This window comes from Thiomicrospira pelophila DSM 1534, from assembly GCF_000711195.1.
GTDB classification, from domain to species: Bacteria; Pseudomonadota; Gammaproteobacteria; order Thiomicrospirales; family Thiomicrospiraceae; genus Thiomicrospira; species Thiomicrospira pelophila.
This window is the reverse complement of record NZ_JOMR01000001.1, coordinates 307,475-329,984: the sequence shown is the minus strand read 5'-3', so window position 1 is coordinate 329,984 and position 22,510 is coordinate 307,475. Positions and strand designations below refer to the sequence as shown.

The window sequence follows — 22,510 nt, the reverse complement described above, 5'->3', positions numbered from 1 at the left end:
AGGAAATCGACATGTCATTTCAAATCACCACCAGGCCTGGTTATGTTGTTGGATTGTTTGCATTATGTATAGCGTTAATCACCAGTTTCAATAACGCACACGCCCAAGACGAAGAATTCTGGGCCGCACTACAACAAGGCGGTAAAGTCGTGTTAGTGCAACACGCTAAACTGGATGAAAACGTCGGCGATCCCTTCTCGCTCGACCCATCTTGTTTTATCGAACGTAATTTATCTGACGAAGGCCGCACCCAAGCTCAAGTGATTGGCCACACCTTCCGTCACTACCAAGTCCCGATCGAAGCCGTCTACGCCAGCCCAAACTGTCGCACCAAAGACACCGCTCAACTCGCGTTTGGAAAATACGAAATCAAACCCGAACTGCGCTTAATCCGCGCGTTGCCAGAAGAGCAAGCCAAGCACAACATGGCCACCATAAAACGCCTGATCGGAGATTACACCGGCGCAGGCAACTTGATATTAGTTACCCATCGCCCCAACATAGGTGAGCTCATTCATCAGCGCGTGCAGCCCGGCTATGTAGCCGTTATTGAGCCGCTAGGAGATGGTCTGTTCGATTTAATCGCGATAAAGGTTTTTGATTAATGTCGATACGCTGGCTACTACCAGGCCTGGTGCTTTGTTTTGCAGCCCACAATGCGTCGGCCGATTGGGACGGACATATAAAAGGCTTAGGCCAATCAAAAGATAGCGATGCTTTAGCCGCCACCGACCTGCGTTTAAAAAACCAAACATATTACCAGGCCTGGTCGTTTAAACTCGACTACCAACTGCAAGCCGCTGCCAGCGAGGGCATTGGTAGTCTACCGATCCCAAATGACAATGCGCAAGTGATGAACCTGCAACACACCCTAGTTAACGAACAGGATGTGATCGCCCAACACCGCATAGATCGTTTAAGCGTCAGCTACACCCAAGCGCAATACTCTATAAATGTAGGGCGGCAAGCCTTTAGCTGGGGACAAGGCATGATCTTTAACCCGCTGGACCTATTTAACCCCTTCGCCCCCACCGCATTCGACACAGAATACAAACCCGGCAGCGACATGATACATGCCCAATATTTAATGAATTCCGGTGATGATTTCAGTTTACTAGCCGTGCCTAGGCGTAATACACAAAGCAGCAACATCGAATCCGATCAATCCAGTTACGCCGCTTTTTGGCGACATTTTGCAACAATAGAAACCCACATCATGCTCGCGAAAGATTATGACGACACCGTTTTGGGACTCTCATTTAGCGGAAACTGGCTCGACGGCCAATGGAATTTAGAACTTATGCCCACTCAACTAGAAAGCGGCGAGATTAAAACCAGCGGCCTAGTTAACTATCACCAGGCCTGGTCGTGGTGGGAACGCAATATATCCGGCTATATCGAAAGTTTTTACAACAGCTTTGGCGAAGATGAGGCCAAACCCACCACCCTATCAAACGAACTCGCGGCTCGCATCGCGCGCGGCCAACTCTTTACCAAAAACCAATATTACCTAGGCCTAGGCGGCAGCATGGAAATCACCGCTTTATCCAGCTTAAACGCCAGCGCCTTGCAAAACCTGCAAGACAACAGCGGCCTACTGATGCTCAACGGTACTTATTCACTTTCCAACACCCAACAACTCCTGCTCGGCCTTCAACAATCTTTCGGCAACAAAAACACCGAATTCGAAACCACCACCCAAGCTTATATTCAATGGGCGGCTTATTTTTAATTAACGACATTAAAATAGCTGAGCGCTACAGCAAACGCTGAAAGCACAAGTGCAACACCGGACATTCATGAAGTGATCAAAAACTTACGATTCTCATATTTCAACTGACCTAGTGCCGATGCCATGTATGGGAAGTTTATACAGTGAATTTCCTCACCTACTCGATTCGCAAAGAAATATACACGAGATTCATCACTACGCTTATAGCCATGTTGCTTTTCTAAATGGTAATAGAGCCTACCAAATACAATATCAGAATCAACATTTAACTTTTCACCAATAAATTTACAGCTTATTGGAACCAAAATCTTAGATTGTCGTGTTGGTTTGTTCTTATCATAATTTGCAAATTCGTTGTAGTAGGTTTCATAGATTGCACTGAGTATCTCTAGATCGCTAGGGACTCTCATTTTTTAACCGCTGACAGCACCATACCCATGGTGTGTTTTTCTCCGGCTTTGAGTTGGTAGCCGTTTTGTAGGGCGTTGGCGGCTTCGACGCAGACCATAAATTCGTATTGGTCGTCGGGCATATCGGCGAAGGCTTTGACGCCTTCTGCGCCTGGGTTCCATACTACGGTGCTAGCGCTGTTGATTTTGTCCATCACGATATCGCGGCCTTGGTCTTTCATCACCACCTTGTCATTATGATCGACATAGACACAGTCCATGGGCGCTTGTACTTTTAAAGTGTCGGTTTGTTGGAAGTCGGCAAAATTTTGATTTTTGTCGTAGTAGGTTTTACCTTCTAAGCCTTCGACGACCAGGCCTGGTGCTTTGGCGACTTTGAAATAGGTATGCAGCGCTTCGGTAACATACCAGGCCTGGTTGCTACGGTTTTCGCCGATTAATTCGACCGTGAGCTTTTCACCAAGCGTTATGGCTAAGCTAACTTTAAAATCAAACGGCCAAGCTTTTTCTATTGAGGCATTGGGCGTTAGGCTTAAGATCACTTGAGTCGCCTCGCCGACGCTGGCAACGGATTCGATTTCCCATAATTCGTAACGCGCAAATCCGTGAGCTTTTTTGGCGGCATCGGTTGGGTGCGCGCCCATTTTGCTGTCGTCGTACGCGCCAAACCACGGCCAACAAACGGGTACACCGCCGCGCACTGGTTTGCTACCGTCATAAATGGCGGTTTCGCTCACCCATAATAAATCTGTGCCGCCAGCCGGAATGTAGCTTAACAAGGTCGCGCCATGAGTGGTGATGGTAGCTTCACCAAACTGATTTTTTAGCTCAATCATGACCAATTGGTCACGCAAATAAAAACGCACATTCGGATGGTTAAAGCGCTGCTGCAATTGGTTGATCATGATTTGTCCTTTTAATTAATGTCAGGGCATCCCTTGTCACCCTGAGCAGTGCGAAAGCGCTTTTTTGGTTTAAAAGATGTTTCGCTTTGCTCAACATGACACTGGTTTTTTATAGTGAATTGGTTTTATGGCGTTTTACACCCGCCAGTCAGAGAGGGTTTTGGTTAGGATTTCAGCGGGATAATCACCGGTGATGTAGGCTTCGCCGATTGACTTTAATAAGACTAAACGCACTTTACCGGCTTGGACTTTTTTATCACCCGCCATGTATTGCATAAACTGCTCGTTACTGAGTTCGTTGGGTGGATAAATCGGCAGTTTGGCGCGTTTAAAAATCGCACCGATGCGTTCTACATCGGCGGCGCTTAAGTCGCCTAGTAATTGCGCCATATAAGCCGCTTGCATCATACCCGCGCTAATCGCTTCGCCATGTAGCCAAGTACCATAGCCCATACCGGCTTCAATCGCGTGACCGAAAGTATGGCCCAGGTTAAGCAGGGCACGTTGGCCTTGCTCAGTTTCGTCGGCGGCGACGATGTCGGCTTTGTTTTGGCAGGAGCGTTGAATCGCTTCGGCTAATAAGATGTGGTCGCGCGCCATTAAACCTTCTAGGTTTTGCTCTAACCATTCAAAAAAAGCCAAATCACGAATTAAACCGTATTTAATGATTTCGGCTAAACCGGCCGACAGTTGACGGTCGTCCAAAGTATTTAAGGTATGGGTATCAATCACTACGGCTTGCGGTTGGTGGAACGCGCCTATCATGTTTTTGCCTTTCGGGTGATTCACGCCGGTTTTTCCACCCACCGAGGAATCCACTTGTGACAATAAGGTGGTGGGCACTTGAATAAACGGCACGCCACGCTGATAAGCGGACGCCGCAAAACCAGTTAAGTCACCAATGACGCCACCGCCTAAAGCCACCAAGGTACATTTTCGGTCAAAATGACGTTCGATCAGTTTGTCGAATACCGAGTTCATCACAGTTAGATTCTTATATTCTTCACCATCAGGCAGAATCACGCAGTCCACCTCGAAATCTTTGAATAGAGCTTTGCAAGTATCCAAATATAAAGGCGCGACCGTGGTATTGGTAACGATCATCACTTGGGTGCCTTTTACAAAGGGCGTCACCAGGCCTGGTTGCTGTAATAAATCCTGGCCGATATAGATCGGATAACTGCGGTCACCTAAGTCGAGGTTAAGAGTAATCAATGGTCTGTCCTTAATGCGTTTTCGGGTTGATCGCCGTCGTTAAAGCGGCGGCCTTTTACAATATTAATCGTGAGCTGAGCGTCACGACACGATGCCCTGGGCTTCCAGCGCCTCATGAATGTGTTTAACAACACGAAACACCGACACTTGCTGGGTTTCGATCACCAAATCGGCAATTTCCATATAGAGCGGATCGCGAGCTTCCAAAATTTGCCGGATCACTTTTTCTGGGTCGTCGGTTTGAAGTAATGGGCGATTACGGTCATTTTTGGTACGTTGAACCAAAGATTCGACCGAAGAGCGTAAATAAATGACAAACCCACGCGAACGTAATGCGCGCCGATTATCTTCAGCCAATACCACACCTCCGCCGGTTGCCAATACAATATTGGGGCGTTGTGTGAGTTCGTCAATCACCGTCATTTCGCGCTGTCGAAAACCAGTTTCGCCTTCGATATCAAAAATCATCGGAATCGTGACGCCGGTTCGCTCTTCGATTTCGTGGTCGCTGTCGATAAATTCATAGCCCAGTCGTTCAGCTAAAAATCGACCGACCGTGGACTTTCCGGCCCCCATTGGGCCGACTAAAAAAATACTTTGTTTTTGCATATAAATTATTGTATCCAAAATTGCGCGACAGAATCTAAAAACCTACACGCAAATTAGCTTGGTTTGATAAGATAGTTTAAATTTTTTTGTGTTTGACGAATATCGTCCTGTCGAGAATCCTATGTTAGGCAATCTTTATATTATTTCGGCTCCATCCGGTGCAGGCAAAACTTCTTTAGTTGGCAAGTTGCTGGATCGAGATTTATTGGTTCGCGTGTCCATTTCGACCACGACCCGCTCAATCCGTCCGGGTGAAAAACACGGGGTTAACTACTTTTTTGTCAATGAGTCGGAGTTTAAAGCTCAAGTCAGCTCGGGTGAGTTTTTGGAATACGCGCAGGTATTTGATAATTTTTACGGCACCACCAAAGCCAGCGTTGACCAACAGTTAGCCGCCGGTCAGGATGTCATTTTAGAGATTGACTGGCAGGGCGCGCAACAAGTTCGCAAGCTTTACCCTAATGCCTATTCGATTTTCATTATGCCGCCTTCAATTGAAGAGCTGGATCGGCGTTTAAATGGTCGCGGCACTGACAGTACCGATGTCATCGCGCGCCGCATGCAAGATGCGGTTTCGGAAATGCAACATTATCCTGAGTTTGACTATGTGGTGATCAATGATGACTTTGATGCGGCGCTACATCAGTTGCACGCCATTTTTGTCGCCAACCGACTCAAACTAGACCAACAGCAAGCGCGTCATGGCGCCTTGTTCGATACACTAATTAAACATTCTTAATTTTTTTGACTGGAGAGTTTCATGCCGGGCTTTGAGCTATTTGATGAATCCGAAAAACAACAGGTTGCTGAGGTAATGGACAAGGGTTTTACCTTCCGTTACAACTTTGATGGCATGCGCAACGATGTCTGGAAAGCTCGCGAACTGGAGCAGATGATTCAGGACACGATTAAAGTCAAGCATGCGCACTTAGTATCGAGCGGCACCGCAGCCCTAACTACGGCGTTAGCCGCTGCCGGCATTGGCGCGGGTGATGAGGTGATTGTGCCACCATTTACGTTTGTGGCCTCGGTAGAAGCGATTGTGTTAGCGGGTGCCATTCCGGTATTTGCTGAAATTGATGAGACCCTGTGCTTGTCACCGGAAGGCATTGAAGCCGTGATTACCCCGCGCACACGTGCCGTCAACTTTGTACACATGTGTGGTTCGGGCGGCTACATGGATAAAGTTAAAGCGGTTTGCGACAAGCACAACATCGTACTCTTAGAAGACGCTTGCCAAGCCACTGGCGCAACCTATCAAGGTCAATCTTTAGGTACCTTTGGTCAGGTCGGCACCTTCTCGTTTGATTCGGTTAAAACCATTTCTTGCGGCGAAGGTGGTGCGGTTTTAACCAACGACAGTAAAATTTACGACTACGCACACCAGTATTCGGATCATGGGCACGATCATATCGGTTCGGATCGGGGCGCAGAAAGCCATCCAATTATGGGCGCTAACTATCGCATTTCGGAAATGAATGCCGCGGTGGGTGTGGCGCAGTGGAAAAAGTTGGATCGTATTTTAGACATCCAGCGTCGTAACAAAAAATCACTGAAAGATGCATTAAAACAATACAGTGAAATTTCTTTCCGAGATCTACCGGACGAAGCCGGTGACAATGCGGGCTTCTTAAGCATTATGCTACCAAGCGAAACTCGCGCTCGTGAAGTGGTCGCCGGTTTACAAGCCGAAGGCATTCCAGCGGTGTTTTACTGGTATGGGAACAACTGGCATTACTTGAAAAACTGGACCCATATTCAGCAAATGAAAGGTCCGGCCAAATTGCCGATTGAGTTAATTGCAGACCGCCCGGATTATAGCCAAGTTAAAACACCTAAGTCGGATGAGATTATGAGCCGCACCGTATCTATGCTGATTAATTTGAGCTGGTCAGACGCCGACATTCAAAAGCGCATTGACGCCTTTGCTAACGTATTTAAATAAACGCCCCGCCAACCAGCAGGCCTGGTGATTGAATAAAGGATTGATGAATGAAATTTCGTAACTTTAAAACTGTACCTCGCATGATTTTTGGTCGTGGCTCGTTCGACCAGCTCGACGAAGTCCTAGCTGAGCAACGCCAGACCGACAAAGATTTTGTCGTATTCGCGGTCGATAGCGTCCATAAAGGTAAACCACTTGAAGGACGTATTCCGGCTTTACCGCATGACATGATTTTGTGGGTAGATGTGACTGACGAACCTAAAACCACTTATGTCGATGCTCTAACCGAAAAAGTGCAAGCTTTTGCAGACCAGAACCCGGTTAGCGTAGTCGGTTTAGGCGGTGGCTCGACTTTGGATCTGGCTAAAGCTATTTCGTTAATGTTGACCAATCCGGGCGGTTCGGCGTCTTATCAAGGTTGGGATTTAATTAAAAACCCTTCCGTACATCATGTAGGCATTCCGACTATTTCTGGTACAGGCGCTGAAGCATCGCGCACCACGGTTTTAACCGGCCCAGATAAAAAATTAGGTATGAACTCGGATTACACTGTGTTCGACCAGATCATTATGGATCCGGATTTGGTAAAAGGTGTGCCGACCGATCAGTGGTTCTATACCGGTATGGATTGTTATATCCACGGCATTGAAGCTTTAAACGGCACTTACATTAATGAATTCGCGCGTGCATTCGGTGAAAAATCGCTCGATCTTTGTCGCGAAGTGTATCTTGGTGATCACCCAGACGCCGACGAAAAATTGATGATGGCGTCTTATATGGGCGGTCAAAGCATCGCGTACAGCCAAGTTGGCGCGTGCCATGCCTTATCTTATGGTTTGTCTTATGTCATGGGTTATCACCACGGCATCGGTAACTGCATCGTCATGGACGTGTTGGATGACTTTTATCCGGAAGGCGTGCGTGAATTCCGCGAAATGATGAAAAAACACAATATCACTTTACCCAAAGGCATCACTAAAGACTTATCTGAAGACGATATGCAAAAAATGATTCGTGTGTCATCTGGCTTAGCGCCGCTTTGGGAAAACGTCTACGGAAAAGACTGGCAAACTCACGTTACGCCTGAATTATTGCGTTCATTATTTAACAAAATGTAATGGGTTATTACCACGAAGGATACGAAGAGAAGCAAGTATTGCTTTGTATCCTCCGTGGTTAAAACTCTTTAAACGAGACATTTATGCAAACTTATGTATTTATTCCGGCGCGTTATGGCAGCTCACGCTTACCGGGCAAACCGCTTAAACTGATTGCTGGCAAACCGATGATTCAGCATGTGTATGAACGCATCGCCAAAGCTCAGGGGTTAGCAGGAGTATACGTAGCCACTGACGACGAACGCATTGCCGAAGTCGTGCGCGAGTTTGGTGGCGATGTCATCATGACGCCAGTGGAAGCGGCCTCCGGCACAGACCGTATTGCAGCGGCGGCTCAAGCTTTGGGCTTAAGTGATGATGCGCTAATCGTAAATGTCCAAGGCGACCAACCTTTAGTACATCACGAGTCAATTGAGGCTGCTATTTCGCCATTTTTAGCGCCTGATTACGACGGCTCATTTGAAATGTCGACCTTGTCTTTCAAAATCGTTAACCAAGCCGAAATTACCAGTCCGAAAGACGTGAAACTTGTTACGGATGTGAATGGCTTTGCGCTATATTTTTCACGCGCCACCATTCCACATGGCCGCGACTATTGGGATCACGACTCTTTCAAACACCTCGGCATCTATGCCTACACCAAACGATTTGTGGATCAATTTAATCAGCTACCCATGGGGCAGTTAGAAGACATAGAGAAACTAGAGCAGTTGCGAGCGCTGGAATACGGGCACAAAATTAAAGTTGTTCTAAGCAAGCACGATTCACCTGAAGTCGATGTGCCGGGTGATATCGAAATGATGGAAGCCTTGCTGCTATCTGGTCACTAAGCCATGCTTTACCAGTTTTTAATTCGTTTATTAAGCCCACTGATTTTGGTTTTGATTGTATTAGATGCCATTAAACGCCATGGTGGCTGGGGCTTTATAAAACAACGTTTGGGACTTTCTTATCCAACCACCAGGCCTGGTGCTATTTGGGTGCATTGTGCTTCGGTAGGAGAAGTTAAAGCGGTCGAAGCCTTATTAAAATCCGCCCCCCACCAAGCCTGGTTAATTACCACTAACACGCCCACCGGTTTTCAAACCGCGCAAGCCCTCTATTTAGCCAACGCCCAACTCCGTTATTGCCCGATTGATTGGCCTTTTGCAATCCGTCGGTTTTTAAAAGTCAGCCAGCCCACCCAGTTATGGGTGGTAGAAACCGAACTCTGGCCCAACCTTTATCGACTTGCCCACCAGCAAGGCATCAAAATTCGTTTAATCAATGCGCGTTTGTCGCGTAAAAGCTTGAATGCACCTAACTGGCTTAAAGCGCAATATCGCTTGTGTTTAAGTCACACCCATCAAGTCTTAGCACGTTCCAACGCCGAAGCTCAACGCTATATCCAACTAGGTGCGGATCCTGATAAGGTGCAGATTTTGGGTAATTTGAAACAGGCCGGACTCAATTCATTGCCCCAGTATAAGCGTGAAATTGAGCGTGACTATATTTTGCTGGCTTCGTCTCATGCCGATGAGGAAGTTCAAATCGCCCAACGCTGGCAGCAACTACAGCGTAGCGAATTGCTGGTGATTGTGCCGCGTCATGCGAAACGAGGTGCGCAAATTCAAACACAACTCGCTCAACTCAATCTACACGTAAACCTAGCTAGTCGTCAGCAAACCATTAGTAACGATACACAAGTGTTTATAGATGATCGGTTTGGGCATTTAATGGGTTTGTTTGCGTTTGCCAAGTTAGTGATTATGGGCGGATCGTTTGTTGCCAAGGGTGGACACAACTTCCTAGAACCGGCGGCGCTTGGGCGCACCATCATCACCGGCTGGGATAATAGTGACTTCGAAGACGAACTCGCCGAGTTTCAACAACATTCTGCAATTATCCTGTGCCCGGATTATGACAAACTTCAACAGCGTTTAAACCAACTTCTAACCAACCAAGCTCTGGCCGATGAGTTGGCAACTCATGCTTTGCAATGCATCCAAAACCAAGCCAATATCCTTGAAGATTATAAAAAAGCCCTCAACTTAATCTAGTTCGACTCTAACTTAACCTGCTCACTAAAACGCAGCGGTTGTGCGACGCGCCAGTCCGGAGAGGTTTGGGTGTTTTTATGATGACGCTTAATTTTACCTTCGGTCGCCACCACTTTTACGCCGCGTCTTAATAACGCATTCACCACCGATGCATGTGGATAAGACGACTCGCCAGCTGGGGTCGAGATAAATGCCACCTTATTTTTAACCACTGGTTCTTGCTCCAACGGCGCGCCTACTAGACGATTGAGTAACACGCTCGATACATGCTCTAAGGCTCCGTGATGTGGGATTTGTATAAATTGGATATGTCTGGGTGCATTAATATTGAGTTGTTCTAAATAATCCAGCGCTCGATGTAGTGCCTCAACGCCGGCATGCCCGGTCAATAATAAGCCATAGTGATAATCTTCTAGGTTTCCATAGAGCACCACCGAACTTTCATTTTCAGCGGAGGTGTGACCGGTTTCGGGTAAATATTCAGTTTCCCACTGTTCTGCGACCCAAGACACCGCACGTTTGGCAGTTTTTCTTAAACACCGTAAAAAACGCAGTAAATGATTGGGCGATGAAATAGGCTGTTTAAATTGCGCAACCAAATCATTTACATACCATTCTTTAGAGGGCGATAACACATGAAAGTGTCCGATCCATTGACCTTGGAAAGGCTCTTTAATCGGCACGCCTTGTTGGTTAGCGAGCTTGGCCAGTTCGTAACTGTCGCGAAACTTGGTTTCAAAGGTTTGCCCCAAACCGGGTTCATTACATTGGTTGGTGGCGAAGTAACTCGCCATATCGTTGCAATATAGCCAGGGCTGATGTAACCACAATGTTCCGACCTGCATTTGCTCTAATAAAACCACCAGGCCTGGTGTACTGTGGGAATCCGGGTGAGAGCAGACGAGATGTTCAACTCGGTCTGTGTTAAAAAAATACTGGATGTGCTGAACCAGTTTTTGCGCATGCTGAGAATCACCGGCATCATAAACGATGATTTTTTGATTACTTGTTAAACCGTAACGCAAGGCAATGGCATCGCCAATTTCGCCGTTGGTTTCGGAAGGTAAAAAGTCAATTTCAAATGGCACAAAAAGAGTCCTTAATTTTTAAGCTATTATAACCTTAATTTTAAACTCACCAAAAAAAAGCCCGCGGGATCATCTATTTGATCCCGCGGGCTTTTTAACTTTTACAGTCTTACGACGACTTAGCGCATCGTCACCAACTCTTCTGACGAGCTAGGGTGAATCGCTATGGTCGCATCTAGGTCGGCTTTAGTCGCCCCCATTTGTACGGCTACCGCAAAACCTTGCAACATTTCGTCAGCTGTATCGCCAACAATGTGAATGCCCACGACCTTCTCTTCCGGCCCGGTCACGACCAACTTTAGCGCGGTTTTAATTTGGTGCTCGGTAAAGGCATAACGCATCGGCGTGAAAATCGAGGTGTAGACTTTTACATTCTCATCGCCGTATTTCGCACGCGCGTCATGCTCCGCCAAGCCAACTGTTCCCACTGGCGGGTGAGAGAAAATAACCGTTGGCACCGCATTCAAGTCCAACTTCAAGTGCGGTTTGTTATTGTATAAGCGCTCAGCCAAGAAACGACCCGCACGGATCGCCACCGGTGTTAATTGCGGCTGACCCGTCACATCCCCAATTGCGAAGATATTATTAACGGAGGTACGATGTTCGTCGTCCACTTCAATAATGCCTTTTGAATGCGCGGTTAACCCCGCGTTCTCAATTTTCATTGGTTCAATTAAGTTACGACGCCCTACCGCCCAAACCACTTCATCAAAACCTTCTAAGTGCTGACCGTCTTCACTTTCTACCGTCAAACTGCCGTTTTCGGCGCGGTAAATACGCGCAACCCGGAAATGGTATTCTTTATGTATGCCACTGGTAATCATCGCATCGGTTAAGTTCTCACGAATCATATCGTCAAAACCACGCAACACTAGATCTTTACGACTTAATAAGCTCACGTCCGTGCCTAAAGCTTGGAATACACCGGCTAACTCAACGCCTATGTAGCCACTACCAATTACGGCGACCTTTTTAGGCTGCGTTTTTAGAGCAAAGAAACCATCTGATGTGATACCTAATTCAGCACCTTCAACATCCTGGGGGATATCGGGTACGCCACCTGGTGCAATCACGATGGTTTCAGCTGTGTATTTCTTACCATCAACTTCAACCGTGTGGTTATCGACAAAACTGCCCCAGCCTTGCAACACATCCACTCCCAAGTCTTTCATGTAGCCGTTGTACCAGGTATTAATGTTCTGGATATATTGCTCACGCTTTTCTACCAGCTTTGACCAAGAAAAGCTTTTAACATCCACATCAAAGCCAAAGTCTGGCGCATCACGTAAAGCTTCAGCGATATGCGCACCAAACCACATGACTTTTTTAGGGACACATCCAATATTCACACAAGTGCCGCCTAGTTTTTTGGCTTCAACCACAGCGCATTTTTTGCCGTACTCTGACGCACGTTCAACAATCGACAAACCACCACTGCCGGCCCCAATCGCTATCACATCGTAATCATATTTCATGGTTGTGTATCCTTTCTTTTTAAACCTGTTTTGTCTATGATTCAAACTAATCCCACACAAAACAAGTTTGTTGAAAAAAGGGAGCCGAAGCTCCCTTGATAACCACCAAGCCTGGTGATTATGGACTGAGCCAATTAAAACTTATTTTTTAAGATAAGCCGTCAACTCTTCCGATCCACCAATGTGTTTACCTTCGATAAACACTTGAGGTACCGTATCACGATTCGCAACAGCACGTAGAGTACGTGAAGTCACGCCGCTGTTGCTGATAAGGATTTCTTCATACTTAATGCCTGCATCTTCTAGTGCCGCTTTCGCTTTAGCACAGAATGGGCAGCCTGTTTTAGTGAAGATAGTCGCAACTGGTGGCTTTTTCGCACTTGGGTTGATGTAGTTCAACATGGTGTCGGCATCCGACACTTCAAATGGGTCGCCTTCTACTTCTGGTTCGATGAACATTTTTTCAACAACGCCATCTTTTACCAGCATCGAATAACGCCATGAACGCTTACCAAAACCAAGGTTTGCTTTGTCCACCAGCATGCCCATACCTTCTGAAAACTCGCCGTTGCCATCAGGAATTAGAACTACATTGTTCGCTTCTTGATCTTGTGCCCACTCGTTCATTACAAACGTGTCGTTTACTGACATACATACAATGCTGTCTACGCCATTTTCAAAAAATACTGGCGCTAATTCGTTGTAACGTGGAAGGTGGGTTGAAGAACAAGTTGGCGTAAACGCACCAGGTAGTGAGAATACAACAACTGTTTTACCTTTAAACAACTCATCTGTTGTCACATTAACCCAATCACCATTCTGGCGAGTTGGGAAAGTTACGTTAGGAACGCGTTGACCTTCTTTATTTGGTAATGCCATGTTTTATCTCCATCGTTAAGTGTAAAAATCAGCTAAAAATTTTAACCGACTTATTCGGTTGGATGCTAGTTTAGCGATACAGTCTCAATTAGTAAATTTAAATATATCAATAGTTTTGATAGCTAAAAACTATTGACCAGGTTTGACTTTAAATTTTCTGTCATATTTGTGTAATAAATATGACACTAGCGCTCAAATCTCTTCTCGAACTCTACTAAATCCAACATAATTTTTATGTTGGATTTAGTCTTAAATTTACAGCGCGCCCGACTTAGCGGCCGAAAACGGTCTATACGAAAACATTCAAGCCATATTGATTCTAATAGCTTTTATATTGGCTTTGATAAATACGTTCGCCCACAAACAGAGAAAATTAATTTACCTAAGTACTGGCTTTGCTTTATTGAGGGTTGGCTTCTTCTTAAGAGAACTAGAACTGCGCGACACCGAACTCCCTAGCTGGCTGATTTATATGACGAGCCCAACCGGTTCAGCCATTATTACGATACTGATATTTTTACCATTCATTTTTTACAGCTTACGGCATTTGATATTTGCATGGCAAAGCAGCTTGTGCTTTATGAAAAGCCAATATTTTTGGATGATGTTATTAGCAGCCAGTTTTTTATTTATGGGCGGTGTATTTGACCGAGGATGGTTGACAGATGAGTACAGCCTATTTTTTGAAGAATATTTTGAAACGGCTGGTTATTACACGCTGCTATGGACTTTATTTAAAATGCCCCCTCAACAACGCACACATGATGCCCGTGTTTATCGTACAACACGCAATTATAGCTGTTTCGACTAACGCGTCTTACACTAGAATAGGAACGTCCTATAATAAAAAACCTAGGGCCTCCAACTACTGGAGCCGTGTGCCTTGCAAGGCTTTCATCATCCATTCAAGTTCATTACGCTCTTGCGCATATTTCATTAACACGCCCAGTAAAGCTTGGTCCTCGTGTTTGGATGCAATGCGTGCAGCCAATTGAAATTCACGATCGACCACACTGCCCTGATAAGCTTGCTTTTCAAGCAAAGCGGCGACGGTGCCAAGATTCTGCAATAAACAAGCCGCTTGCAATGGCTTTACATCTTCACCTGCGGCATCTTTATCTAACACTTGCTGACCATCTACCCCGTGTTCTTCTAATAAAACCAGGCTCATCCAGTAATTCATGTCCGGTGCTTCGGTACTTTCTAAAACATTTAAAAACACTTCGTTTGGATTCATCTTGTGATCGCCAATCAAGGTCGCCAAGGTTTTGGCAAAAATAGCGCGATCTTCAGTGTTTAAATTCAACAAATTCATCTGCTCTCCTATACAGCTTGTGCGCAGGCTACGGCGGATGCCCAAGCCCACTGAAAATTATACCCGCCCAAATGCCCGGTCACATCCAGCACCTCACCAATAAAATACAGGCCTGGTTGTTTGTAGGACTCAAATGTTTTGGATGACACCTCATTGGTGTCGACCCCGCCCAAGGATACCTCGGCCTTATCGTACCCGGCTGTATCTTCTGGGTAAAGACGCCATTGGCTTAAACTTAATGCATAATCCTCTAGCTCTTTATCGGTACATTCGGCCAGTGGTTTGTCGAGCGGATATTTAGCTAACCAGGCCTGGCTGAAGCGTTTAGTAGTTAACTGACTTAACCACTTGTTCAGGCTTTGAGATTGAGACTTAAGCTGTTTTAGCTCAGCTAATACATCTTTGTCAGGCAATAAATTAATCTCTATCGGCTGGCCGGGCTGCCAATAATTTGAAGTTTGTAACACCACCGGCCCACTTATCCCGTGATGCGTAACTAACATTGCCTCGCGAAATATGTGGCCAGCCGACCTTATCTCCACTTCCATACTTAAGCCGCTTAATTCACTAAACCAATCTTTCCAACTCGACTTAAAAACCAAAGGCACCAGGCCTGGTCGCGATGGCATCACATTTAAGCCAAACTTTTGTGCGATCCGATGGCCAAAGTCGCTGGCTTTGAGTTTAGGATAAGCCAGCCCGCCGCTCGCCACCACCAACGATTGGGCCATATAATCGCCCTCAGATGTCTGAATGATAAAACCAACATCCGCCTGAGCCTCAAGCTTGTGAATGTGGGTATTGAGCTGAATTTTCGCCTCTGCCCAATCGCACTCTTGACGCAGCATTTGAATAATCTGACCGGCGCCTTGCATGGTAAATAACTGGCCATGAGATCGTTCCTCATAGTCAATTGCGTGACGCTCAACCAGTTCAATAAACTGACTTGAGGGATATCGGGCTAGGGCCGATTTAACAAAGTGAGGGTTTTGAGTAATGTAATGTTCGGGCTTTACATTTAAGTTAGTAAAGTTACATTTGCCCCCCCCTGATATACGAATCTTGGCCGCTGCTTTGGGGGCATGATCAAGCACAAGTACTTGACGACCTCGGTAACCTGCTTGAGCGGCGCACATTAAACCTGCGGCACCTGCACCAATAATCACCACATCGTATTGCTGCATTTAAAGCGGTTCCCATGCCTGCTGGCGCTTGTTTACTTCATGCAAAATTGCGTTCAAACCCACTTCAGCCAGCTGTGGTTCGCCCTCAACCCCTAACTCAATCGTACGGCGACCCTCTACAGAAATATGTGGCAAACTGAATAAGCGCAGGCTTGGGTATTCGCGCTCAAAGGCTTCCATAAACTCAACCCATTCCGATTCTGCTCCATCCAACAAACGAATCGCTTTTTCAACGCTTGGTGTTTGTTTAGCATCGGCATAGTAGGTATCTAGCACCCATTCCATCATGGGTTGCGTCATTTGCGGAAATCCGGGCATAAAATAATGCTGCTTAATCGAGAAGCCTGGAACCCGATTAAACGCATTGGGAATAATGTCAGAACCCTCAGGAAATTCGGCCATAAGAACTCGATGCGGATAAGCTAGCTCACCAAATTGGTCTTCAATTTCAGCCACCGCTTTTGGGTGCCGCTTTAAGGCTAAGTTTAAGGCTTTGGCCGCACTTTGGCGTGTGCGATCATCCGGCGTTGCACCAATTCCACCACAACAAAACACCGCATCCCCGCTATTAAAAGATTGCTTTAAGGTATCAACTAGCAAGCCAGCTTCATCACCCAAAATACGCACCCAACTCAAGGCCAAACCTCTAGGTTTTAATAACGCATTCAAGTTCGCCAAATGTCGATCTTGTCGTTTTGAAGATAAAATCTCATCGCCTATTATGATTAGACCAAACCTTAAACCCTGCGCCATTAATACGCTCCCAATGTTTACGCCGTGACTTTGTCAGCTGAACTCATATGATAGAGGTTTTATCATGGCATGCAACAATCCTAAACCTGAGGATTTATCAAAGGCATCATACTCATTAGGCTTTAAGCCTTTATAATCCAAATGAAAACTTAAGTTAAATCATGAATCTTGAGTTTAAAACATTTTTGCAGTTGACTCGACGTTTAGGGTCTTACAAAATGCTTAATTTGAACTTTAATTGTTTATGGGGGATAAGCTTGTCCTATTTCAAACACCTAGCTCTATGGATAGCTCTTGTCTGGACATTAGGTGTATCCCCGTGCGTGATGGCCGACTCAACCCCCTCGATCAAAAACACAATTAATGTCGGTGTCTTAGCTTTTCGTTCGGTTGCCCAAACCCAACAACGCTGGCAACCACTCATAAACTACCTAAACCAAGAAGTACCCGAACATGATTGGCGCCTTAAAGTATTCTTTTACGAAGATTTTAATCAAGCAATGGCCAACCAATCACTTGATTATATCTTAACTAATCCACAGCACTTTGCCCGTCTTAATCATCAAACCAACTTAAAAGCACTATTAACATTAATGCCACTTGCCGGTGGCGTACCTGTGACCGAATTCGGCGGTGTGATTTTTAGTCGTGCAGAAGATAACAAGCTTAATGAATTGTCTGATTTAGAAAAAGTGACCATCGCCGCGACGTTTCCAGACTCTTTCGGTGGTTACTTAATGCAACGCTGGGAAATGTATAAGCAGAATAGTCGCCCTAACAAGTTACTGTTTACTGGGATGCCACACGATAATGTGGTGAAAGCGGTATTAAATAAAGAAGCCGATGTAGGTTTTGTACGGACAGGCGTACTCGAGTCAATGATAAAAGAAGGTTCATTGAGCTGGTCTCAAATTAAATTGATTCAACCTAAAATAGATAGTCGATTTCCACACGTTCATTCGACGGATCTCTACCCTGAATGGCCATTCGCCGCTAGTGCTGATACTGATACGAACCTAAATAAAAAAGTCAGTATGAGTTTGCTAAATTTATCGGCCGACCACCCGGTAGCCGCACAAGCAAAAATTTATGGTTTTTCGCCACCGGGCAATTATCAACCTATTGAAGCGGTCATGCTACGTCTCGACGTTTTGCCGCGTGAAGATTTTGGTTGGCAAGATATTTTTCATAGATTTGGTGCTCGTATTATTCCAGCCTTACTTGTCTTAGGTGGGGTTTTAATACTACTCAGCGGTTTTTTGGTTTATTACAACCGCCGTGCTAATCGAGTAGCGCTTGAGCGCGCACAATTAAATCATGAACTCCTGTCAGTCAATCAAAACTTAGAAACCCTAGTCGAACGTCGAACACATGACTTACTTGAAAGCGAGCAGCGCTTTCGACAAATGTTTGAAAAACACGCTTCCCCCATGCTTTTAATTGACCCGCCAACGGGTGAAATCATTGATACTAATCAAGCTGCGGCTGATTTTTATGGCTATAAAATTGAACAACTGAGACATATGAATCTCAGTCAAATTAACATCCTTAGCGAGCAAGAGCTAGCTAAAGAACGTACTTTAGCCGCGTTGCAACAACGTAATTACTTTGTGTTTACGCATAAACTCTCTAATGGCAAACTGCGTTATGTGGATGTACATTCTTCTCCCGTACAAATTAATGGCCAAACACGATTGTTTTCGATCATTCACGACAGTACATCCCGGGTTCAGTTTGAAGAACGTCTTAAATTACACGACACCGCTTTAAACTATGCGGCCAATGCTATTGCTATCACGGATCATAAAGGGGTGATCATTTGGGCTAATAAAGCCTATAGCCAACTTACAGGTTATAGTGGCAACGAAATTAAGGGGAAACTGCTTTATCATCCGGATGATGTTAGTGACCATGACAAAGCCCTCTACGAACAAATTCAACAGGTTGTGCGAGAAGGGCAGGTTTGGCACGGAGTGCTTCAACAAACTCATAAAAATGGTGACCTATATTATGAAGAAGTCACCATTACCCCCGTGAAAGATCAACAACATCAAATTCGTAACTTTGTTGCGGTTGTGCAGGATATAACTGAACGACGTTTAGCCGAACAACAAATACAAAACCTGGCTTTTTTTGACCCATTAACTAACCTACCTAATAGACGATTGCTAATCGACCGACTTGAAACGGTCATGGCACAAACTGACCGTCGTCAATTTCATGCGGCCCTATTATTTCTAGACTTAGATCATTTTAAGGTTCTGAATGATAGTTATGGTCACCATATAGGTGACCGATTGCTCATAGACGTTGCTAAACGAATTCAAGCGTGTGTTCGAAGTGGTGATACCGTTGCTCGGTTTGGTGGTGATGAGTTTGTTATTCTACTTACTGAGTTAGATTCGCAAGCGATGAAAGCCGCTCAGCAAGCCAAACAAGTTGCTGAAAAAATTCGTGAATCGCTTGGGCAAGTGTATTTTATTGAGATCGATAACGACACCGATAAAATTGAGTATTCCATCAGCAGCAGTATGGGATTAACAGTTTTTCAGGATCACGATAAATCACTAGAAGATCTGCTTAAGTGGTCTGATATGGCGATGTACCAAGCCAAAGCCTCTGGTCGTAACGAAGTACGATTGTTTGATCCAGATATGCAAACCGAGTTGGATGAACGTGCCAGTTTAGAGCAAGACTTGAGAAAAGCAATCGAGCAAGAACAATTAGAGCTTTACTATCAACCGCAAGTGGATGCACAGCGTCGTATTTTAGGAGCAGAAGCTTTACTTCGCTGGCAACATCCTCAGCGAGGCTTTGTTCCACCAAGTCTGTTTATCCCTCTCGCGGAAGAAACGGGGCTAATTTTAAATTTAGGCAACTGGGTACTAGAAACCGCCTGTAAACAGCTAGCTGAATGGCGGCTTGACCCGAAACTTTGTTTAATTCAATTGGCTGTCAACATCAGCGCGAATCAACTGCGTCATCCTCTGTTTGTCGATCAAATACAGCGGCTAGTGACACAATATCAAATCAACCCAATCATGTTAAAACTCGAACTCACTGAAAGCGTACTATTAAGCCATCGGGAAGACTCCATATCAAAAATGAAAGCGCTACGCTTATTAGGTATACAATTTTCAATGGATGATTTTGGAACGGGTTATTCATCACTTGCTTATTTAAAGCAACTTCCACTATCGCAAATCAAGATCGACCAATCCTTTATTCACGATTTAGTACACGATCAAATGGATGCCGTAATGGTACAAGCCATTATGTCACTCGGACAGAAGTTTAATATGAGCGTAATTGCCGAAGGGGTCGAGGATCAAGAACAGTTTGATATTTTGCGAAGCTATGAATGTGAGCTCTTCCAGGGTTATTTATTCAGTCGACCCGTGCCGGTTGACCTCTTTAAGAAACAAGTTTCATCCACTTAAATCGAGTCCTACAAAATATAAGACCTGGCACCTTGACAGGAAATATAGGCTAGGGCTTCCATATCGATAAAACGTTTAAAGAGCTACTTAGCTTCAACCGGCTTAAGCACATGGTAAAGTCGGATCAAAGGATAACTCCAGGCTAGCGAAGCGATACTGTAGCCCAGAGCCATAACAAATAATAAAACCCAATCTGCCCAATAACCCAATAAAAACAGGCTCGAACCGGTCATCCACGGAATCGTTAAGAACAGAAAAGCGAATAAGCCAGCTAAGCCGATTAAGGCTTGCTCAATAAAAACTGGTTGAAAAAACCGTGTTTTTCCTTTTTGTGTCCAAGCCGCATAATTTAAGATTGTGCCACCAATGATGTACAAACTGATTACTAACCAGTGTGCTTGAGCATAACCCAGCAACATAAAAAAAGTTAAGTTTAATTCACTCATTTAAACATTACCCTTCAACATTTGAAGATAGGTTGGCTTAAGTAATTGTTCTTTCATCACCCACGCTAACCAAGACTCTTTATAAGGGTCAATAAACGGGTAGGTTGGAACCAATTTCCCATCATAATCAAATTCAATCAACATCGCGGCCCCAAACTTAGTCAATAATGGACAAGACGTATAGCCATTAAATTTAGCCGTTGGCTGATTGCCTCCAATTACGGCCAGTAGATTTTCAACCACGATAGGAACTGACATTTTTACGGTAGCAGCGGTTTTTCCGCGCGGTGTGCCATTTACATCACCGCACCCAAACACATTTGGGTATTTTACGTGCTGCAATGTGTCTTTATCGACAGCCAACCAGCCCGACATAGGACTATCTTCTGGCCAAGCCAAGTCCGAATAACGCACAGATGAAGGCGCGCGCATAGGTGGTACAACATGCAACAAGTCATAACCTTGTTTAAAGCTTGTACCGCCGGCCTTTTTAAAGGTCGCTTTACGCGCTCCAATATCTACAGCCGTCAACTCGGTTTGCAAACCAACCTGCATACCATTTTCTTTATAACGATCTATAATAAACTCGTTGAACCAAGGTAAGCCGAATAGGTTGTTCGTTGCAGAATAGAAATTCAAATTAGCCTGATCAAACCCACCGTTTTGCTTTAAGCGATCAATTGTCAAAAAAGCCATTTTTAGCGGCGCACCAGCACAACGAATTGGAGTGCTTGGCAAAGTAAAGATGCCTTCACCACCTTGTTCCGAATACTTTTTAATTGCATCCCAACTTAACGCCGCCACATCTGGACTATGATATACACTGGCTAAACCATTTTGGCCAAACGCTTCAATGTCCAAGCCTTCAATGGCGCGGTAGTTATATTCTACGCCGGAGGCCACCACCAAATAATCATACGGAATATGACGACCTGTATCGGTTTCAACGTGCTTAGATTCAGGATCGAAGTTGATTACCATTTCCTTGACCCAATCGATCTGACCAGGAATAAACCGACTATTGCGATCCAATACATCACTTTTAGGCCAAGCACCGGTCGCTACTAATGTAAGGCCAGGCCAGTAATAATGTGTTTCTTTACGATCAACAATCGTAATTTTGGAATTTTTAAGGGCGCGAGCTAACCGATTGGCGATACTTATTCCAGCCGCGCCACTTCCAACAATCACGATCCGTGCAGAGGATTCTAATGCCTTAGCATTAATCGAGTGCAATCCAGATGCGACGGCTAATGCGGTCGCACCTCCTACCAAAAACTTGCGCCGACTTAGCGACGACATTTTATACATGCTAGTCATGCTGTTCCTATCAAACTGCTCTAAATTACAATGCGTTTATTTAATGCTAATTGAAAACGCCCTAGAAGGATAATTCAACTCCTACGTGCCAGCCATCTTCCATATCGTACTCGGCAACCTCGCTCTTAATTGAGAAATAACGGTAACCAACAAAACCATTTAAGTTTCTAAGGAGCTGAATTTGACCTCTTAGTGAATACTCTTCTAAGGACTCACCATCACCAAAAGTAATTATTTGTGGACTATTCAAGTACTCCCCCACCAAGGCAGATGGAACCGGGGTCGGCAACCAATAACGTGCATAGATACCCAACATTGCGCCGTAAGTGGTCTCGTTCATTTCATCCAACGTGGCTAAAGCGGCTTTCGCTCGAAAACCGACATCTAAGTTTGGATCAAAAGTGCCTTTATTCGTGTATAGAATAGAAGTATCCACTAGATAATCTTTATTTTCGTTGTACTCAAAACCGGCTTCAAAACGATAAATTTCTTGCATCCACTCTGTTTCACTCAACATGCCGATACGCGCACTTTCATCTGCGAGCTTAACACTCAGACCAACTTGATTTGCACTCACTGAAGTTGTGATTAAACACGCCAAACTTAAGGCTGCCGCTTTGACCATATTTTTCATATT

21 protein-coding genes are annotated in these 22,510 nt (G+C 45.1%); 9 read left to right on the top strand and 12 right to left on the bottom strand.

The features are described from left to right. Positions 1-11: 11 nt before the first annotated feature. Positions 12-605: a histidine phosphatase family protein gene (locus N746_RS0101550; RefSeq protein ID WP_051678444.1), complete on the top strand. Its 594-nt coding sequence runs from the start codon at positions 12-14 to the stop codon at positions 603-605. Further along, positions 605-1,732, top strand: coding sequence for a hypothetical protein (locus N746_RS0101545; RefSeq protein ID WP_029933606.1), 1,128 nt, complete (start codon positions 605-607; stop codon positions 1,730-1,732). The genes N746_RS0101550 and N746_RS0101545 overlap by 1 nt, the downstream gene beginning before the upstream one ends. A gap of 406 nt (positions 1,733-2,138) precedes the next feature. Here the strand turns inward: N746_RS0101545 and N746_RS0101535 are convergent, their stop codons facing one another. The 3 genes from N746_RS0101535 to aroK form a co-directional block, all read right to left on the bottom strand. Next, positions 2,139-3,047 (bottom strand): D-hexose-6-phosphate mutarotase, encoded by a 909-nt coding sequence (locus N746_RS0101535; RefSeq protein WP_156018229.1) that lies wholly within the window; start codon positions 3,045-3,047, stop codon positions 2,139-2,141. A 135-nt stretch (positions 3,048-3,182) separates the two neighbouring features. Then, on the bottom strand, positions 3,183-4,262 hold the full coding sequence (aroB, locus tag N746_RS0101530; protein ID WP_029933604.1) for a 3-dehydroquinate synthase: 1,080 nt from the start codon (positions 4,260-4,262) through the stop codon (positions 3,183-3,185). A gap of 81 nt (positions 4,263-4,343) precedes the next feature. Next, positions 4,344-4,871 (bottom strand): shikimate kinase AroK, encoded by a 528-nt coding sequence (gene aroK / locus N746_RS0101525; protein ID WP_029933603.1) that lies wholly within the window; start codon positions 4,869-4,871, stop codon positions 4,344-4,346. Between the two features lie 121 nt (positions 4,872-4,992). Between aroK and gmk the strand changes: the two genes are divergently transcribed. The 5 genes from gmk to N746_RS0101500 all read left to right on the top strand — a co-directional run bounded on the left by gmk (position 4,993) and on the right by N746_RS0101500 (position 9,973). Beyond that, positions 4,993-5,610, top strand: a complete 618-nt coding sequence (gene gmk, locus N746_RS0101520; RefSeq protein ID WP_029933602.1) for a guanylate kinase — start codon at positions 4,993-4,995, stop codon at positions 5,608-5,610. Between the two features lie 21 nt (positions 5,611-5,631). Then, entirely contained in the window at positions 5,632-6,816 is a 1,185-nt protein-coding gene (locus N746_RS0101515; protein WP_029933601.1) for a DegT/DnrJ/EryC1/StrS family aminotransferase, read from the top strand. A gap of 47 nt (positions 6,817-6,863) precedes the next feature. Then, positions 6,864-7,934, top strand: coding sequence for an iron-containing alcohol dehydrogenase family protein (locus tag N746_RS0101510; RefSeq protein WP_029933600.1), 1,071 nt, complete (start codon positions 6,864-6,866; stop codon positions 7,932-7,934). An 83-nt stretch (positions 7,935-8,017) separates the two neighbouring features. Further along, positions 8,018-8,764 (top strand): 3-deoxy-manno-octulosonate cytidylyltransferase, encoded by a 747-nt coding sequence (kdsB, locus tag N746_RS0101505; RefSeq protein ID WP_029933599.1) that lies wholly within the window; start codon positions 8,018-8,020, stop codon positions 8,762-8,764. A gap of 3 nt (positions 8,765-8,767) precedes the next feature. Beyond that, the gene (locus N746_RS0101500; protein ID WP_029933598.1) at positions 8,768-9,973 is read left to right on the top strand and encodes a 3-deoxy-D-manno-octulosonic acid transferase; all 1,206 of its coding nucleotides are present in this window, start codon (positions 8,768-8,770) and stop codon (positions 9,971-9,973) included. Here N746_RS0101500 and N746_RS0101495 read toward each other — a convergent pair. The 3 genes from N746_RS0101495 to N746_RS0101485 form a co-directional block, all read right to left on the bottom strand. Beyond that, on the bottom strand, positions 9,970-11,061 hold the full coding sequence (locus N746_RS0101495) for a ComEC/Rec2 family competence protein (RefSeq protein WP_029933597.1): 1,092 nt from the start codon (positions 11,059-11,061) through the stop codon (positions 9,970-9,972). The two genes, N746_RS0101500 and N746_RS0101495, sit on opposite strands and share 4 nt — an antisense overlap. A gap of 119 nt (positions 11,062-11,180) precedes the next feature. Then, positions 11,181-12,536, bottom strand: a complete 1,356-nt coding sequence (gorA, locus tag N746_RS0101490) for a glutathione-disulfide reductase (protein ID WP_029933596.1) — start codon at positions 12,534-12,536, stop codon at positions 11,181-11,183. 141 nt (positions 12,537-12,677) lie between these two features. Beyond that, complete coding sequence (locus tag N746_RS0101485; RefSeq protein WP_029933595.1) at positions 12,678-13,415, bottom strand: glutathione peroxidase; 738 nt, start codon at positions 13,413-13,415, stop codon at positions 12,678-12,680. Between the two features lie 580 nt (positions 13,416-13,995). On the opposite strand from N746_RS0101485, the gene N746_RS0101480 reads away from it, so the two are divergent. Further along, on the top strand, positions 13,996-14,226 hold the full coding sequence (locus tag N746_RS0101480) for a hypothetical protein (RefSeq protein WP_156018227.1): 231 nt from the start codon (positions 13,996-13,998) through the stop codon (positions 14,224-14,226). 54 nt (positions 14,227-14,280) lie between these two features. Here the strand turns inward: N746_RS0101480 and N746_RS0101475 are convergent, their stop codons facing one another. From N746_RS0101475 to N746_RS0101465, 3 genes are read right to left on the bottom strand one after another with little or no spacing between them, the layout of a single operon-like run. Further along, positions 14,281-14,730, bottom strand: a complete 450-nt coding sequence (locus N746_RS0101475; protein WP_029933593.1) for a hypothetical protein — start codon at positions 14,728-14,730, stop codon at positions 14,281-14,283. A gap of 8 nt (positions 14,731-14,738) precedes the next feature. Continuing rightward, positions 14,739-15,914: a BaiN/RdsA family NAD(P)/FAD-dependent oxidoreductase gene (locus N746_RS0101470; RefSeq protein WP_029933592.1), complete on the bottom strand. Its 1,176-nt coding sequence runs from the start codon at positions 15,912-15,914 to the stop codon at positions 14,739-14,741. Then, a complete protein-coding gene (locus N746_RS0101465; protein ID WP_029933591.1) occupies positions 15,915-16,667 on the bottom strand; it encodes a competence/damage-inducible protein A in 753 nt (250 codons plus the stop codon). 161 nt (positions 16,668-16,828) lie between these two features. Between N746_RS0101465 and N746_RS0101460 the strand changes: the two genes are divergently transcribed. Next, positions 16,829-20,107: an EAL domain-containing protein gene (locus N746_RS0101460; protein WP_081835957.1), complete on the top strand. Its 3,279-nt coding sequence runs from the start codon at positions 16,829-16,831 to the stop codon at positions 20,105-20,107. Positions 20,108-20,190: 83 nt separating this feature from the next. On the opposite strand, the gene N746_RS0101455 is transcribed toward N746_RS0101460, so the two are convergent. From N746_RS0101455 to N746_RS0101445, 3 genes are all read right to left on the bottom strand, one after another. Continuing rightward, complete coding sequence (locus tag N746_RS0101455; protein WP_029933589.1) at positions 20,191-20,553, bottom strand: hypothetical protein; 363 nt, start codon at positions 20,551-20,553, stop codon at positions 20,191-20,193. Beyond that, positions 20,554-21,873, bottom strand: coding sequence for an NAD(P)/FAD-dependent oxidoreductase (locus tag N746_RS0101450; RefSeq protein WP_029933588.1), 1,320 nt, complete (start codon positions 21,871-21,873; stop codon positions 20,554-20,556). A 61-nt stretch (positions 21,874-21,934) separates the two neighbouring features. Further along, positions 21,935-22,507 (bottom strand): YfaZ family outer membrane protein, encoded by a 573-nt coding sequence (locus N746_RS0101445; protein ID WP_029933587.1) that lies wholly within the window; start codon positions 22,505-22,507, stop codon positions 21,935-21,937. Between the last annotated feature and the right edge of the window lie 3 nt (positions 22,508-22,510).